Below are 16,062 nucleotides of genomic sequence, written 5' to 3'. Positions count from 1 at the left end.
TAAATCAATCAATATTTTTATGAAACTACTAAGTATTTATATAGTATTTGGATCATCATTCTTTTTCTTCCTTGGGCAAGGGCAAACCAAAGAAGAATTAGAAATCAATACTAATCTTATAACATATGATCTGGATAACTACTGGGAAGCTTACGAGCTTTTTCAAAAGGATACAGCAAATGCAATATCGATTTTTAATGCGTATTATTTTGATAAAGCAAGCCCAGGACTCAAGGATTATTTCTCTAAAAAAATTCACTCTACAGAAGCCTTTGTAAAGGGCCAAAGAAAGAGAGCTGATTTATATAAAGCTATCAAATCTAACACTTATAATATAAACACTAAAAAACTGCAAATTACTGAAGGGATGAATAGGTTTAAAACAATGTATCCTGAAGTTATTTTTCCAAATGTATATTTTATGGTGGGTAATTTCAATTCTGCAGGAACTATTTCTGATAAAGGCTTATTGATCGGGATTGATCAGATAGCGAGATCAGAAAATATCCCCACTCATGAACTTTCTTTTGGTGAAAAAAATAACTTTAGAGATATTGATGAACTTCCACATATTGTTATTCATGAACTAGTACATTTTCAGCAAGATATAAATTTTGAAGAAAGAAGACTTTTATACGCAGCTATAGGAGAAGGGTTAGCAGATTTTTTAGCTGATATGTTTACGGGAACGACTTCTAAAAAACATTTAAATGAGTTTGCCAAGGGAAAAGAAGTTGAAATATGGGAAAGATTCAAAAAAGAAATGTTATTAACGAACACTACTCGAAATTGGTTATCAAACGCTGATACAGCAACAGAAGAATGGCCTGCTGATTTAGGATATTGGATGGGACATAAGATTTGTAAAGCTTATTATGAAGAACAAGAAGATAAAAAAGAGGCGATTAGATATATGTTAAAACTTCCTAGTGTCAAAATCGAAGAATTTCTTAAAGAGAGTAAAATCGAAGAAAAACTATAAACTAATAACAAATACCGATGCAAAAAAGAACAAAAGACAACCCATGGAAACTAAAAACTCCTCCGCAATCATCAACATACGAAATGTATATAGATGAAAAAGAAGGTAAAGAAATCATTGTATGTACTGTAGGGAAAACTATACTACATTATGATGCCAGAATTATCAATGATTTATATGAAATGTTGAAATCTCATGGGGATTGGATGCTGTTAGGTAGTAAAGATGAAAAAGCAGAAGCAAAAGATGGTACTGTAGAGTTTTGGGGACGATCTTCTGATAATCCGATAGGAGGTTGGTACGGACTTAAAAAAGGACTTAGAGGTCGTGTTGGTATGTATATTCCTCCACTTATGGAAGCATTAGGGCTAGCTGAAGTTGAGCATAATAAACGAAATAATAGGATGAGAGCTAAGTGAGGATTAAAACCATATCTGTAAATGATTAATAGATCTCAGATATGTTTATATAGTTTACATTTAGTTTATGAAAAATACCATGCCTAAAAATTATACTGCTTATATTTTCCATCTTTTTTCGGAATAAAAAAACAATTCTATAGTTTCCCTCAGATTGTAGGAGCAAAAAGAATGATTTTTTGGTTACCCTCAGATCGTAGGAACGAAAAGAATGGTTTTTTGTCTTCCCTCAGATCGCAGGAACAAAAAAAATGATTTTTTAGTTTCTCTCAGGTTGCAGGAGTAAAAAAAATGGTTCTATGATTTCTCGCAGATTTCAGGAGCGAAAAGAATGATTTTTTGGTTTCCCTCAGATTTCAGGAGCAAAAAGCATGAAATTGCCAAGTGTTTTTAATCTATTTTGATTGATGCATAATCCAGATGTAACTTAATTGATTGATTTTGTTTTTATTACAGTACAAAATCTATATGTGGTTTACAGATTTCTGTAAAGAACTTTCATATGTTCATGTTAATTTAGCGCTCATTTTAATTTTTAAACATGTATACTTATGATCAAAGAAGTTTATTATTCTTATCTCAATCCAGAAAACTTAATTAGCCTTGCAGAATTATCTGCAAAAATCGTTAAGAACAACCACCCAGATGAATCATTATTTAGTAAAAGTATAACCAATTTAAACACAACTATTAAGCAAGCCGAGTTGGCGGTTGGTAAATCTTCCAAGGAGGCATTAACCAATAAAGTGTATGAGGCAGATACCAATAGGGATGCTACCTTTATTGGATTTCGCAATCATATTGATGCGGGATTAAGACGCCATCGCAATGTAGAGTATCTCGAAGCCTGCAAACGATTGAATAGTATCATTAATACCCATGGGCGAGATGTGCATAAATTACCATATGTAGAGCAAAGTACCGTATTTAATTCTTTACAGGAAGCATTGAATACTAAAACAGCAAAAAATGATCTTGTAACTACAAATACTACTGACTGGGTAGGGGATTTGTCACTAGATCAACAAGAATTTGAAATGATTTTTGCCCAACGTAATGCAAATAAAGCAGCAAACATTACCATAACAGATAAAGAATCTGTACAGTTGTTAAAACCAGAATTAAAAAAATTCTACATCCTAATCAATGCTTTTTATATCAATGAGCAAGTATCAGGATTAGAAAATACTATTAATGAAATCAACAGCACTATTGATAGAATCTTGGTTAGTGCGAAACGATAGTGATGAATAATATAAGAGCACATACACCTACTTATGTGGTAGGTGTGTGTTTATACTTCTTATACAAATTAGCAAGATTATTGACATCCAACGTCACGACCGTCATCTCTCATATCCCAATTACTTTCACTAATCAAGGTAGCTCTTGCGGCAGCGGCTTCATTAGAACAAAAAGTGGTTCTAGATGCACCAAAAACAACATCATTTTGTCGTGTTTGATTCGCAAAACTAATGAGTAGTTTGTCATAGTTTTCTGTTGACAATGCTGTATTATCAAGTATACGACTAGCCTTAGTCACTTTAGAAATATTCCAGTTACTAATATCGGGGTTTGCTGATGAAGCTGTGGCAAACATCTCACTCATATCCGTTACGTTAGCAGTATCCCATTTACTAACATCAGGGTTCGCCAATCTTGCACTAAAAAACATAGCAAGTAAATCCGTTACATTGCTAACATCCCATTTACTTACATCAGGATTTGCAATTGATGCACCAATAAACATGAAGCGTAGACTGCTCACGTTTGACAAATCAGGAATATCGGTTGCGGGAACTTTAAGATTAATACATTCTGCAAATGCTCCTTCCATAGATAACCACGTTCCTGTTCCCCATTGATCCACTGAGATAATCTTACTAGCCTCAAGATTTGTAGCGTCAATAAATCGTATTGCAGGAAAAGTACCCGTTATACGTATGGTGTGCTCCTCATTAGCATCAAAAATATGAGTGGTATCCCCAGTTATTCCAGATTCATCTACTATTCCATCGTTGTCCCAATCTACATTATAGTTATAAGTGAATTCTGAATTTGTGGGAATGGTAATTTCGCCAGCAGACCAGGTCGTTATAAATTCTATTCCTGATGCTGTTCCTAAACCAACACTAACAGTTACTGTAAACTCTTGAGTATCTCCGTTTTGAGCAACGACAGTATACACCACAGGGTCTGTAAAATCTTGTACTGAACCAAGTGCTGGAACTATAGTTAACCCCGTATGCTCAATAAGAGGAGTCAAAGCTGTAATATCTGTTCCTGTATCAAACTCAAGGGTAATAGCGTTATTATCTATAGTGCCCTGTTGCTCATTAATACTAAATGAAGTAATCTCATTAAGATCACTTGGTTCTGGTTCTGTTATGGTCACAATTACAACAAATTCTTTAGTATCTCCATTTTCTGCAACTACAGTATATACTACAGGGTTTGTGAAATCTTGTGTAGCTCCATTGACAGGAGCTATACTTGCTCCAGTATGCTCAATAACAGGAGTCAAAGCCGTAATATCTGTTCCTGTGTCTAACTCAAAGGTAATAATATTATTATCTATAGTGCCCTGTTGCTCATTAATACTAAATGAAGTAATTTCATTAAGATCGCTTAATACCTGACCGTCATCATCGTTAGAGCATGATATGCATAGTAAGAACAGGCAAATGTAAATAGATAGTGCTTTCATTTTTTTTGTTTCTATAGGAATTGATACCTCAAATAAAGGTTGTAAAAATTATTAAACCAAACTAAAATGTGCAAAAAGGAAAAAATGAGGTTAAAAGGGAAAATAAATGCTTAAAATATCCATTTCTTATTTACGAAAGTTTACTGGTTATTGAAGTGAGTTACGAAAAAACAGCATAGGTTTGCTGGCATTACAAAAAAAATAAAATGACGAATATAATATTAACTTTTATTTTATATAAAGGGAGATTTTACTTAATATTTGACATAAAACCTGCTTTGTAAACAACAATCAAAAAAAATATTAGTTTTTTATTTTCCCACTCTTAATAGATTTTTTATAAAGTCTCATAGATTATAAATATCTATATAACCTTGAGCCAAATTGATAATTATAGTGTATAATAAAGTGTTTAATTTTAAGTGAAATATTAAGCTTTATAGCGAAAAAAAGTTTCAATATTAAGTTTGGACACTTCACTTTTGATTTAGGTCACTTCACTTAAATGATTAGTAATTCAAAATTAATATCGAATTACTTTTGTTAAGAATTCGAACATCATTTTTATTTATAAAATCATATATAGATATGTATTGTAATCATTTTATCACAGTTTTTTTGGTTTCCTTTTGTTTTTTAAATGTGCAGGCACAAGATTTAACAAAGCAACAGAAAGAAGATTTAAAGTTTAAAGTACACATGTTTACTCATAACGACGAAGAACTTCAGACTTTGTGGTATGAAGACAGAATGGATGAAATGATGCTTCAAGGTAAACTGCGGGAGCAATATCAATTAATAGTGAAATACCATGTTTTTAAAATGAAGCAGTTAGACGAAATAGCCAGTTCGCATACTGGTCCAGAAATGCAGTCCAAACTTAAAGCGCGAGTGAATTTATTAAATGAAGATGTAAAGGACATTTTAAATAAAGCTCAATTCGAAATTCATAAGAATAGTTGGGAAGCAATTGTTAGAGGAGTAACTCTTAGAAAAGGTTGGGCTACGAATTAGTGCCAATAAATTACATCTTCAAATATTATTTAACATTTAATTCAATATATTATGATTTGGATAGAATTACTAGTTGTACTTTTTTTCATCTTTCTAGGTTCAAAACTGGGAAGTATTGGTATTGGTTATGCGGGTGGTGCTGGTGTTGTTGTTCTTACGTTGGTTTTTGGACTAAAAGCGGGTTCTGTTCCCGTAGATGTAATACTCATTATTATGTCTGTAATAGCAGCTATTGCTGCCATGCAAAAAGCCGGTGGATTGGATTACCTGGTTAATGTATCTGAAAAGATTCTTAGAAAAAATCCAAAGCGTGTTACCTTTATTGCGCCTACTGTAACCTATTGGATGACTTTATTGGCAGGAACGGGTCACACTGCTTATGCTGCTTTACCTGTAATTACAGAAGTGGCTAAAGAAGGCGGCGTAAGACCTTCTAAACCTTTAAGTATCTCTGTGGTGGCCTCGCAAATAGCAATTACAGCTTCTCCTATTTCAGCAGCTGTAGTAATTTTTGCAAGTTTTTTAGAGCCTTTAGGAGTGTCGTATTTGCAACTTTTGGCTGTTGCTATTCCTTCTACAGTTTTAGCTTGTATGGTTGGAGCTATTGTAGCTAACAAATTAGGGAAACCTTTAGCTGAAGATCCAGAATATCAAAGACGTGTAGCGTCTGGATTGATAAAACAAAAAACAGAGGAACGTAGCGAAAGCCCCAAAAGTGCAAAATGGTCTGTAGGGATTTTTGGTATTGCCATATTAATTATAGTAACCTATGCAAGCTTAATTTCTAAGAAAGTGGGGTTAATTCCAGATCCATCTATTGGTAGAAATCATGCTATCATGGCCATTATGTTATTGGCAGCTATGGTGATTGCATTGGTCTGTAAAATAAAGCTTGCTGAAGTTACCAATATGTCCACTTTTAAATCAGGTATGAGTGCCGCTATATGTGTTCTAGGTGTTGCCTGGTTAGGAGACACCTTTGTGAGCAATCATATTACAGAAATTAAAGCAGCAGCAGGAGGTATTTTAAATGAATATTCTTGGATGCTGGCGGTTGTTTTATTCTTAGCAAGTATGCTACTGTATTCACAAGCAGCAACTACAACCGCATTAATGCCAGCTGCTTTAGCATTAGGAGTGAGCCCCATTGCCGCGATAGCTTCTTTTGCTGCTGTAAGTGCCTTATTCGTATTACCTACATATCCAACATTATTGGCTGCTGTAGAAATGGATGACACAGGCTCTACTAAAATAGGAAAATATGTATTTAATCACTCCTTCATTATTCCTGGAGTAGTAACGATTGCAGCAAGTGTTGTATTTGGGTTTCTTTTTGGCAGTATGATATTATAAAGCAATAAAAAAACAAGAAAATATATAAAGATGAAAACGAGAGTAGAAGAAGATTTATTAGGAGAATTAGAAATTTACGATGAATTATATTACGGTGTACATACACAGAGAGCTATTAATAACTTCCATATCTCAGGTTCTAAAATTGGTGACTTTCCGATTTTTGTTAAAGGATTAGTCCTTACAAAAAAAGCGTGTGCAGCTGCTAATAAGGAAATAGGAACCATTCCTGCCGATAAAGCTGATATGATCATACAGGCTTGTGATCATATTTTAAGTAATTTAAAGAAGTATGCACAGTTTTTTCCTTCAGATGTATTTCAAGGAGGTGCTGGAACTTCGGTTAATATGAATGCCAATGAAGTGATTGCCAATGTGGGTCTTGAATTAAACGGTCACGAAAAAGGGAGTTATGATATTTTGCATCCTAACGATCATGTAAATAAATCGCAATCGACCAATGATGCATACCCAACTGGGTTCAGAGTTGCTGTTTTTTATTATATGAATCAATTACTGGAACGGATCAATGTCTTAACGACAAGCCTTGATAAGAAAGCCGCTGAGTTTAAGAAGGTTCTTAAAATGGGAAGAACACAACTGCAAGATGCTGTTCCTATGTCATTAGGAGATGAATTTGGAGCTTGGTCGACGAATTTAAAAGAAGAAACAAAGAATCTAAAGCATTGCCGAGATCTTATCTTAGAAATCAATTTAGGAGCAACTGCTATTGGGACAGGTGTAAATGCTCCCGATGGTTTTACACAACTATCAATTGGTTATTTACAACAATATACAAAAGCGAGTTTTGTAAAAGCAGAAAATCTCATTGAAGCTACTTCAGATTGTGGTGCGTATGTGATGATTTCAGGAGCACTAAAACGTACAGGTGTTAAGCTTTCAAAAATATGCAATGATTTGCGATTATTATCCTCTGGACCGCGTTGTGGTTTTAATGAGATTAACTTACCAGAAATGCAAGCAGGTTCTTCCATTATGCCTGCAAAAGTAAATCCGGTAATTCCTGAAGTAGTCAATCAGGTATGCTTTAAGATCATTGGGAATGATGTGACCATTTCTTTTGCTGCTGAAGCCGGACAATTACAATTGAATGTAATGGAACCGGTAATTGCACAATGTATGTTCGAGTCGGTTGAATTACTCTCCAACGCATGTGTTACTCTTGCAGAAAAATGTATCGATGGTATCACTGCCAATGAAGAGCATACCAAGCAAATGGTATTTAATTCTGTTGGAATTATTACCTTCTTAAATCCATATATAGGTCATCATATGGGAGATGTTATTGGTAAAGAAGCTGTTGCTACAGGAAAAACGATTCGTGAATTGGTACTTGAGAAAGAGTTGCTTTCTGAAGAAGAATTAGATAAAATTCTTAGTGTAGATAATTTGATGCATCCTAAATACACAGCAGCATTGCATAAATAGAATTGAGTATTCAAAAACAATAGAGAAATACAAACTCTTTTATTATGAAATTCCTAAATATAAAAATGATGGCTTTCCTAATTGCAGTTGCTATAACTGCTGTTGGGTTGGCTCAAGACACGGACCTCCCAAATGTTAAAATTCTGGCAACCGGAGGTACTATAGCAGGATCGGCTTCGTCTGCCACTTCTGGGAGTTATTCAGCAGGTCAGATTGGTATTCAAACTATGATTAATGCAGTGCCTGGTATAGAAAAACTAGCGGATATATCTGGAGAACAAGTTGCTAATGTAGGATCACAAGATATAACAGTCGAGATTTGGTTAAAATTGGCAAATCGTATTAATGAACTCTTAGCCTCTAATGATGTCGATGGTATAGTAGTTACTCATGGTACCGATACACAAGAAGAAACGGCGTATTTTCTAAGTTTGGTTATTAAAAGTGACAAACCTGTGGTTACTACAGGGTCTATGCGTTCTTCAACGTCTATTAGTGCCGAAGGTCCTTTGAATCTATACAATGCGGTTGCTATAGCGTCAAACCCAGAAGCCAAGGGAAAAGGTGTGATGGTATCCCTTAATGATCAAATACATGCTGCTCGTGATGTAAGCAAAATGAACACTACCAATGTAAATAGTTTTCAATCTCCCATTAAAGGAATGTTAGGAGGTGTATTTTATGGTAGATTGGGCTTTTTTCGTAAGCCTAATACAAAATACGGGAACACCAGTAAGTTTTCAATAACAGGTGTTAAAGAATTGCCTCGTGTGGATATTATTTATGCCTATGCTGATATGTCTCCGGATTTAATAGATATGCACGTAAAAGCTGGTGCCAAAGGTATTGTAATAGCTGGCGTTGGGAATGGAAATATGACAGATGCAATCTTGCAAGCGGCTAAGAAAGCCTATGAAGAACACGGTGTAATTATTGTCAGAAGCACCCGTGCGGCCACTGGATGGGTTTTACGTGATAATGAATTTAAAGATGACGATTATCATACGATTGCCTCTGGAGATTTAAACCCTGCTAAAGCGAGAATTTTACTAATGCTTGCGCTTTCTGAGGGTGAAAAATTGAATGAAATGCAAAAGCTTTTTGATACCTATTAATTTAACAGAAATAGATTATGGCACTTAATCCATTGTTTTTTAGGAAAACACTCGTTGCAGGAACAGGGCTATTCTTATGTGTGTTCTTGATAGTACATCTCTCTGCTAACTGTATTCTGTTATTGCCAGAAGAGATAGCGAGAGGAATGTATAATTCGTATTCGACTACCTTAAGAGAAAGTCCATTGATAAAAATTGTGGCTTATTTGTTGTATCTATCAATTATTCTTCATGTGGCATATGCATTCCTGATTACTATCAGGAACAGAAAAGCTAAACCACAAAAATATGTAGTGAGTCACGCTAATGAAAATAGCAGCTGGGTTTCTAGAAATATGGGAATTTTGGGTTCTCTTATCTTAATTTTTATCGTTATTCATCTTGTAAACTTTTGGGCGCGTATCAAATTAGGATTTGGTGATATTGTAACATTAGATGTAAATGGAAATAAGGATGTATATGCAGTGACATATAGTCTTTTTCAAAATATATATTATGTCATCTTTTATACTTTTATGTCTGTGCCTCTGGCATTTCATTTATATCACGGGTTTAAAAGCGGTTTCAAAACTTTAGGCTTTTATCATAAAAAAGGATTAAAGATTATAGCAAAGATCTCTCTGGGGTACGCTCTCATTATGGGTATCGGTTTTGGGATTATACCATTTATTGTTTATTTCAAATAGTAGCAGTAGTATGAAATTAGATTCAAAAATTCCAGAAGGAAAACTAGAAGATAAGTGGCGTAACTATCAGGTTAAATCACAATTGATCAATCCAGCCAATAAAAAGAAGTTGAATGTCATTGTAGTTGGTTCAGGACTTTCAGGAGCTGGAGCAGCTTCTACACTTGCAGAATTGGGATATGATGTACAATGCTTCTGTTACCAGGATTCTGCAAGAAGGGCGCATTCTGTAGCCGCACAAGGCGGTATTAATGCAGCTAAGAATTATCAGCATGATGGTGATAGTGTTTGGAGAATGTTTTATGATACCTTGAAAGGTGGGGATTTTAGATCTCGCGAAGCGAATACCTATAGACTAGCTGAACTCTCTGCTCCGCTTATTGATCACTACGTACAACAGGGAGTACCTTTTGCCAGAGAATATGGAGGAGTATTAGTGAATCGAAGTTTTGGTGGAGTACAAGTACAACGAACTTTTTATGCCAGAGGCCAAACGGGGCAACAATTATTAATGGCTGCATATTCTCAGTTGTATAAAATGGTACGTGCTAAGAAGGTGAAAATGTTCCCACGTAGTGAAATGTTGGATTTAGTGGTTATTGATGGAAAAGCAAAAGGAATTATCGTTCGTGATTTGGTAACAGGTGAACTTAAACGCTATGCTGCAGATGCTGTAGTACTCGCAACTGGTGGGTATTCTCGTGTTTTCAGATTATCTACATTGGCTATTGGATGTAATGGTAGTGCCTTATGGAAGGCTCATAAAAAAGGAGCCTTATTTGCAGCTCCTAGTTTTACACAAATTCACCCAACAGCATTGCCACAATCTAGCGAAGCGCAATCTAAACTTACCTTGATGTCTGAATCGCTTCGTAATGATGGACGTATTTGGGTACCTAAACAACAACAGGATGCCAGAAAAGCAAACGATATACCCGAGGATGAACGAGATTATTATTTAGAACGTAGATATCCAAGTTTCGGAAACTTAGCACCTCGTGATATTGCTTCGAGAGCCGCAAAAGAGAGAATAGATGCTGGATATGGTGTTGGAAGATTAAAGAATGCGGTTTACCTGGATTTCAGACATGCCATCGAAAAATTCGGAATCCAGACCATCAAAGATCGCTATGGAAACCTCTTTACGATGTATAAAAAAATCACAGGGATTGATGCTTATAAAGAGCCTATGCAAATATCGCCTGCGGCGCACTTCTCTATGGGGGGATTATGGGTAGATTATGAATTAATGACTACGATACCCGGATTGTATGCGATAGGCGAATGTAATTTTTCAGATCATGGGGCTAATAGATTGGGAGCAAATTCATTACTTCAAGCAAGTATCGATGGCTATTTTGTGCTGCCAAATACGATAAATAATTACCTGGCAAGCGCTTTAAAAGAAGATCACCCTACTACAAATCATCCTGAATTTGAAAAAACTGAGAAAGAGGTAGAAGCTAGTATAGATAGAATTTTGAATATCAATGGCACGAAAACCGTAGATCATTTCCATAGAGAATTAGGAAAAGTGATGTGGCAGGAGTGTGCTATGAGCCGCAATAAAAAAGGACTAAAAAATGCGATAGAACAAATAAAAACGATACGTGATGAATTCTGGAAGGATGTAAAAGTTACCGGAAGTAGTAATGAATTAAATACAGAACTAGAAAAAGCCTTACGATTAACTGACTTCATTGAGTTAGGAATTTTAATGTGTACCGATGCATTAGAACGTGATGAATCCTGTGGAGCGCATTTTAGAGAAGAATTCCAGACCGAAGATGGTGAAGCAGTGAGAGTAGATAAAGACTATTCTTATGTATCTGCATGGGAGTATGATGATGGTGATTTTAAGTTGCACAAGGAAGAACTAGAATTTGAATTTGTAAAACCTTCGGTTAGAAGTTATAAATGATATACTATGCAAGTAACATTCAAAATTTGGAGACAAGAAGGCCCTAATGATAAAGGAGCGATTAGAGATTATAAAGTTGACGGATTGACTGAAGATATGTCTTTTCTGGAAGCACTAGATCATTTAAATGAATTATTGGTCCTTAAAGACGAAAAAGTAATTGCTTATGAATATGATTGTCGCGAAGGAATTTGTGGGCAGTGTGGTGTTTTTATTAATGGTCGAGCACACGGTCCACATGATAATATGACTACTTGTCAACTACATATGCGTAGCTTTAAGGATGGAGATACAATTGTAGTAGAACCTTGGAGAGCTGCTTCTTTTCCGGTAATTAAAGATTTGATTGTAGATCGCTCTTCATTTGATAGAATCATTGAACAAGGGGCGTATATAACTGCAAAAACAGGAACAGCACCAGAGGCAAATGCCATACCCATACCTAAAGAAGTGTCGGATAATGCTATGGATGCTGCTGCATGTATTGGATGCGGAGCCTGCGTGGCTACCTGTAAAAATTCCTCTGCCGCATTATTTACTTCGGCAAAAATTAATCACCTCAATAGACTGCCGCAGGGGAAAGCAGAAGAACACAAACGTGTACAAGAAATGACCTATCAAATGGAAATTGAAGGATTTGGTAGTTGCACTTTTACTGGCGCTTGTGAATTAGAATGTCCCGAGGGAATTTCTATTGTAAATATTGCAGAAATGAATGCTCGTTACACTAAATCGAAACTATTAGGTTAACCTTGTTTTTTTTAAATTATATAATAATGAAAAACACTAATTTACTTTTGATAAAAATATTAATGATTGTTATGGCTTTATTCCTAATGAATGGAATATATGCGCAAACCACTACAAATACTGAACAAACAAAAGCTTCAGAAACGGAACAAAAAAAAACAAATTGGATAGATGAAATCACCTCCCGGGTTACACCTTATGGTAGTATACGAATTGGAGCTGGCTTTGCAGAAGAAGGCGAAATAGGAATTTCGAATAATGCCCCACGTATAGGATTAAAATTTAAACATGCCTTGTCGAATAACGAAACAGAAAATTTTAATGTTATTGGAGGCATAGAGTTTGGCGTAAATCTGGTCTCTAGAGACGATACGGTAGAGTTTGCCGTAGATCCGGGAGCAGGAATCGCTCAAGTAGGCGATGCGGTGTTTACCAGATTAGGTTTTGTAGGAGTATCTTATCAAGATTTTGAATTTACATTCGGGAAACAAAACTCAGTATATTATACTATGGGAGCTACAGAAATAGATCGATTCCTAGCCTTTGGAGGAGCTGCTATTGGTGTATGGAATATATCTGATGGTGGAATTTCTGGTACAGGTCGTGCCAACCAGGTGTTTATTTTAAAGTATGAAAAGAACGGATTAAGCCTTGGAGCTCAAGCAGAAGCGAGAAACATCTCTGAGAATAGTGAAAGTGTTGACACCTATGGATTTGGAGCTAATTATAAAATAGGAGGATTTGGTATAGGAGTCGGTTATAACAAAGTGAATGATGGAGTTGAAGACCCATTACCTAATCAAGCTAAAGATGGTGATGAGGCTTTTGTTACTTCTGCTTCTTTTGAAAAAGATAGATTTACAGTAGCTGCGTCCTATGCTATTTTAAAACAACATCAACAGGTTGGTGATATTTTTTATGATGCTACTGGTATCGAATTCTATGCGCGATATAAATTCTCAACTAATAAACGATGGCATGTTGCTGCAGGTTTCAATTATTTAAAACCAGATGATGATCAAAACCTGGGTGATTTTGACACCAAATTTGGAATTGCTGAAGTAGGATACAATTTCAAAAAATCAAGTCACGTTTTTGCTGCTGCTAATATAGATTACAGTGAAGATGGTAATGGAGATAGACGTAATCAAAGTATTTTTGGTGTTGGGATTCGATTTGGGTTTTGAACGAGTAAAAATGGTAAATAAACTGATGATTATGGATAAAATTATAAACTCCAAATAGATTATGGAAATAGGTCCTAGGGACACTATTGTTATAGCCTGTCTAGTCCTGTTTCTGGGCAAGTATATTAACAAGAAAATATCCTTTTTTAGAGCATATAACATTCCTGAACCTGTGACAGGCGGAGTGATTTTCTCTATATTTTTTGGTATTCTTTATACTATTACGGGTATAGAGGTAAACTTTGCTCTTGAATTAAGGGATGCACTTCTCATCATCTTTTTCATAACAATAGGGCTTTCTTCAAGATTAAAAACACTATTAAAAGGAGGTAAATCGTTAGCCCTACTTTTAGTAGTAGCGGTAGGATATCTTTTTATCCAAAACCTTAATGGTATTGGTATTGCTTATATTACTGGTATGTCAAGTGTGACAGGGATTTTAGGCGGCTCTGTTTCTTTCAGTGGCGGACATGGTACTACTATTGCCTGGGTTCCTACTTTTCAAAACGATTTCGGTATTGAAAATGCCATGGAAATGGGTATTGCTTGCGCAACTATTGGCTTAGTACTTGGAGGCTTTATAGGAGGTCCCATTGCAAAATTTCTAATAAAAAAACACAATCTAAAACCAAAAGATAGCAAACCCGTTACGGTAGGAGTGCGCCATGGTAAAGGGGATACTGTAGAAATGAATTATAATAACGTTTTGCAAATGATTTATTTCATTTTCTCAACAGCAGGGTTGGGTATAGGAATTAATGAATTGCTCGTATGGATAGGGCTCTCACTCCCGTCTTTTGTCACAGCATTGTTTGCAGGCATTATCATTACCAACCTAATTCCGGTATTTTCTAAAAATTTTCATTGGGAACCTGAAAAATCAAAACCTCTGGCCATGGCCTCGGATTTATCATTGGGGCTTTTTTTAGCCATGTCATTAATGAGTCTTCAATTGTGGACACTGACTGATTTGGCTGGACCACTATTCCTAATTGTAATTGTACAGGTGTTAGTGATTTCTGTTTTCGTAATTGTAGTTGTTTTTAGAATTATGGGTAAAGATTATGATGCGGCCGTGATGAGTGCAGGATATGCTGGATTAGCTTTGGGCGCAACACCTACGGCAATTGCCAATATGACTGCAGTAACTAAAAAGTTTGGGGGATCGCCTAAGGCATTCATTGTTGTTCCTCTGGTTGGTGCTTTTTTTATTGATCTATCTAATGCTTTGATTATTAAGATTTTATTAGGTGTTTTTGGGTAGCTATTACTTTATTTATGATGATATCAGTTATGAAAAAACTTTATTTAATACTTGCTTTACTAACATATTTTTTTAGCTATTCACAATCTTCTTCGGATAACCTTGAAAATAATCCCCAAAATAGGTTCAGATTCATAGAGATAAAATCTCATTTTGGTGCTTTTCTGAAATCAGATAATGCTTTAGGGAATAGTGGTATTTTAGACAATGGTTATGGCGGAGTAACCGTGAAATTAGGATGGCAACCAACCAATCCAAATGGATGGGCTAGCAGATATGGATATCCATCTTATGGTATTGGAGCGTATGTTGGATTTCTGAGTGATGCTAATGTTTTTGGAAATCCAAATGCTATTTATGGTTTTATGAATTTTCCTATATCTGGGTCTCATAAGAGAAATGTTTTTAGTATTGAACCCTCTCTCGGGATTACGTATAATTTGAATCCTTTTGATGAAGACACCAATGAGTTAAACACTTCTATAGGAGCCAGAGCAGCAGTGTATTTTAATATTGATCTTGGATTCACCTATAAGTTTACAAGAGAGTTAGATTTGTTATATGGATTCGATTTTACTCATTTTAGTAACGGTTCTACGTTTAGACCTAATAGAGGTCTTAATCTGTATGGTATCAATTTAGGGATGCGCTATCATTATAATGCAGCTCAGTTTAAGAAAGATAATGATCCATATACAAATAATGTATTGCCAGCCAGATTTAAACGACCTTTACGCGCTGCTCGAGATACAACAGGTGGAAATTATATAAGCGTATATGTAGCTGGAGGAGTCGGACAAACCGATAGAGAAATTGGAACCAATACAGTATTCGGAACTTTTTCTGGAGTGCTTGATTATGAACATCAATTCAATGAAGTACATACCTTAACGGGTGGTGTTGATTTCTTTTACGATAATCGTTTTCGAGATGTTGAAGCTTCTGAAAGAACATTAATAGGAGTTCATGCTGGTTATGATTTTTCATTCTGGAAATTAGCTATGAAATTTCAGATCGGTACGTATGTGTCCGATGATAAAGGAAAAGGTGGATATTTTATGCGACCTGCATTACGATATAATATTTCTAAAACTTTCTTTGCACAAATTGGTCTTAAAACACTAGATGGAGGTTCTGCAGATTATATAGAATATGGTTTTGGTTTTAAGCCTTTTAAATGGTAAGGAGTAAGTAATAATAGTATACTAAAAAAAG

At 35.4% G+C, this 16,062-nt stretch carries 14 protein-coding genes; 13 read left to right on the top strand and 1 reads right to left on the bottom strand.

The genetic code is table 11. The annotated features are described in order from the left end of the window. Positions 1-19 precede the first annotated feature (19 nt). The 3 genes from PQF96_RS01090 (at position 20) to PQF96_RS01080 (ending at position 2,645) form a co-directional block, all read left to right on the top strand. On the top strand, positions 20-982 hold the full coding sequence (locus PQF96_RS01090) for a gliding motility protein GldB-related protein (RefSeq protein ID WP_271764803.1): 963 nt from the start codon (positions 20-22) through the stop codon (positions 980-982). Between the two features lie 17 nt (positions 983-999). Continuing rightward, positions 1,000-1,401: a DUF6855 family protein gene (locus tag PQF96_RS01085; RefSeq protein WP_271764802.1), complete on the top strand. Its 402-nt coding sequence runs from the start codon at positions 1,000-1,002 to the stop codon at positions 1,399-1,401. Between the two features lie 551 nt (positions 1,402-1,952). Continuing rightward, positions 1,953-2,645 (top strand): DUF6261 family protein, encoded by a 693-nt coding sequence (locus PQF96_RS01080; protein ID WP_271764801.1) that lies wholly within the window; start codon positions 1,953-1,955, stop codon positions 2,643-2,645. Positions 2,646-2,722: 77 nt separating this feature from the next. On the opposite strand, the gene PQF96_RS01075 is transcribed toward PQF96_RS01080, so the two are convergent. After that, positions 2,723-4,108: a BspA family leucine-rich repeat surface protein gene (locus tag PQF96_RS01075; RefSeq protein WP_271764800.1), complete on the bottom strand. Its 1,386-nt coding sequence runs from the start codon at positions 4,106-4,108 to the stop codon at positions 2,723-2,725. Positions 4,109-4,696: 588 nt separating this feature from the next. Between PQF96_RS01075 and PQF96_RS01070 the strand changes: the two genes are divergently transcribed. The 10 genes from PQF96_RS01070 (at position 4,697) to PQF96_RS01025 (ending at position 16,031) form a co-directional block, all read left to right on the top strand. Then, entirely contained in the window at positions 4,697-5,122 is a 426-nt protein-coding gene (locus tag PQF96_RS01070; RefSeq protein WP_271764799.1) for a hypothetical protein, read from the top strand. Positions 5,123-5,173: 51 nt separating this feature from the next. Next, the gene (locus tag PQF96_RS01065; protein WP_143917202.1) at positions 5,174-6,475 is read left to right on the top strand and encodes an anaerobic C4-dicarboxylate transporter; all 1,302 of its coding nucleotides are present in this window, start codon (positions 5,174-5,176) and stop codon (positions 6,473-6,475) included. A 30-nt stretch (positions 6,476-6,505) separates the two neighbouring features. Continuing rightward, positions 6,506-7,924, top strand: coding sequence for an aspartate ammonia-lyase (gene aspA / locus PQF96_RS01060; RefSeq protein WP_271764798.1), 1,419 nt, complete (start codon positions 6,506-6,508; stop codon positions 7,922-7,924). 44 nt (positions 7,925-7,968) lie between these two features. Continuing rightward, entirely contained in the window at positions 7,969-9,039 is a 1,071-nt protein-coding gene (locus tag PQF96_RS01055) for a type II asparaginase (RefSeq protein WP_271764797.1), read from the top strand. A 17-nt stretch (positions 9,040-9,056) separates the two neighbouring features. Then, a complete protein-coding gene (locus PQF96_RS01050; protein ID WP_271764796.1) occupies positions 9,057-9,725 on the top strand; it encodes a succinate dehydrogenase cytochrome b subunit in 669 nt (222 codons plus the stop codon). Between the two features lie 10 nt (positions 9,726-9,735). After that, positions 9,736-11,646, top strand: coding sequence for a fumarate reductase/succinate dehydrogenase flavoprotein subunit (locus tag PQF96_RS01045; RefSeq protein WP_271764795.1), 1,911 nt, complete (start codon positions 9,736-9,738; stop codon positions 11,644-11,646). Positions 11,647-11,652: 6 nt separating this feature from the next. Then, positions 11,653-12,396, top strand: a complete 744-nt coding sequence (locus PQF96_RS01040; RefSeq protein ID WP_271764794.1) for a succinate dehydrogenase/fumarate reductase iron-sulfur subunit — start codon at positions 11,653-11,655, stop codon at positions 12,394-12,396. A 26-nt stretch (positions 12,397-12,422) separates the two neighbouring features. Then, on the top strand, positions 12,423-13,583 hold the full coding sequence (locus PQF96_RS01035; protein WP_271764793.1) for a porin: 1,161 nt from the start codon (positions 12,423-12,425) through the stop codon (positions 13,581-13,583). A 61-nt stretch (positions 13,584-13,644) separates the two neighbouring features. Then, positions 13,645-14,847, top strand: coding sequence for a sodium/glutamate symporter (gltS, locus tag PQF96_RS01030; protein WP_271764792.1), 1,203 nt, complete (start codon positions 13,645-13,647; stop codon positions 14,845-14,847). 29 nt (positions 14,848-14,876) lie between these two features. Further along, entirely contained in the window at positions 14,877-16,031 is a 1,155-nt protein-coding gene (locus tag PQF96_RS01025) for an acyloxyacyl hydrolase (protein WP_271764791.1), read from the top strand. The last annotated feature ends 31 nt before the right edge of the window (positions 16,032-16,062 follow it).

This window comes from Aquimarina algiphila (assembly GCF_947494415.1).
GTDB lineage: Bacteria > Bacteroidota > Bacteroidia > Flavobacteriales > Flavobacteriaceae > Aquimarina > Aquimarina algiphila.
The sequence above is the reverse complement of the archived record's forward strand: the minus strand, read 5'-3'. Positions and strand labels throughout refer to the sequence as shown.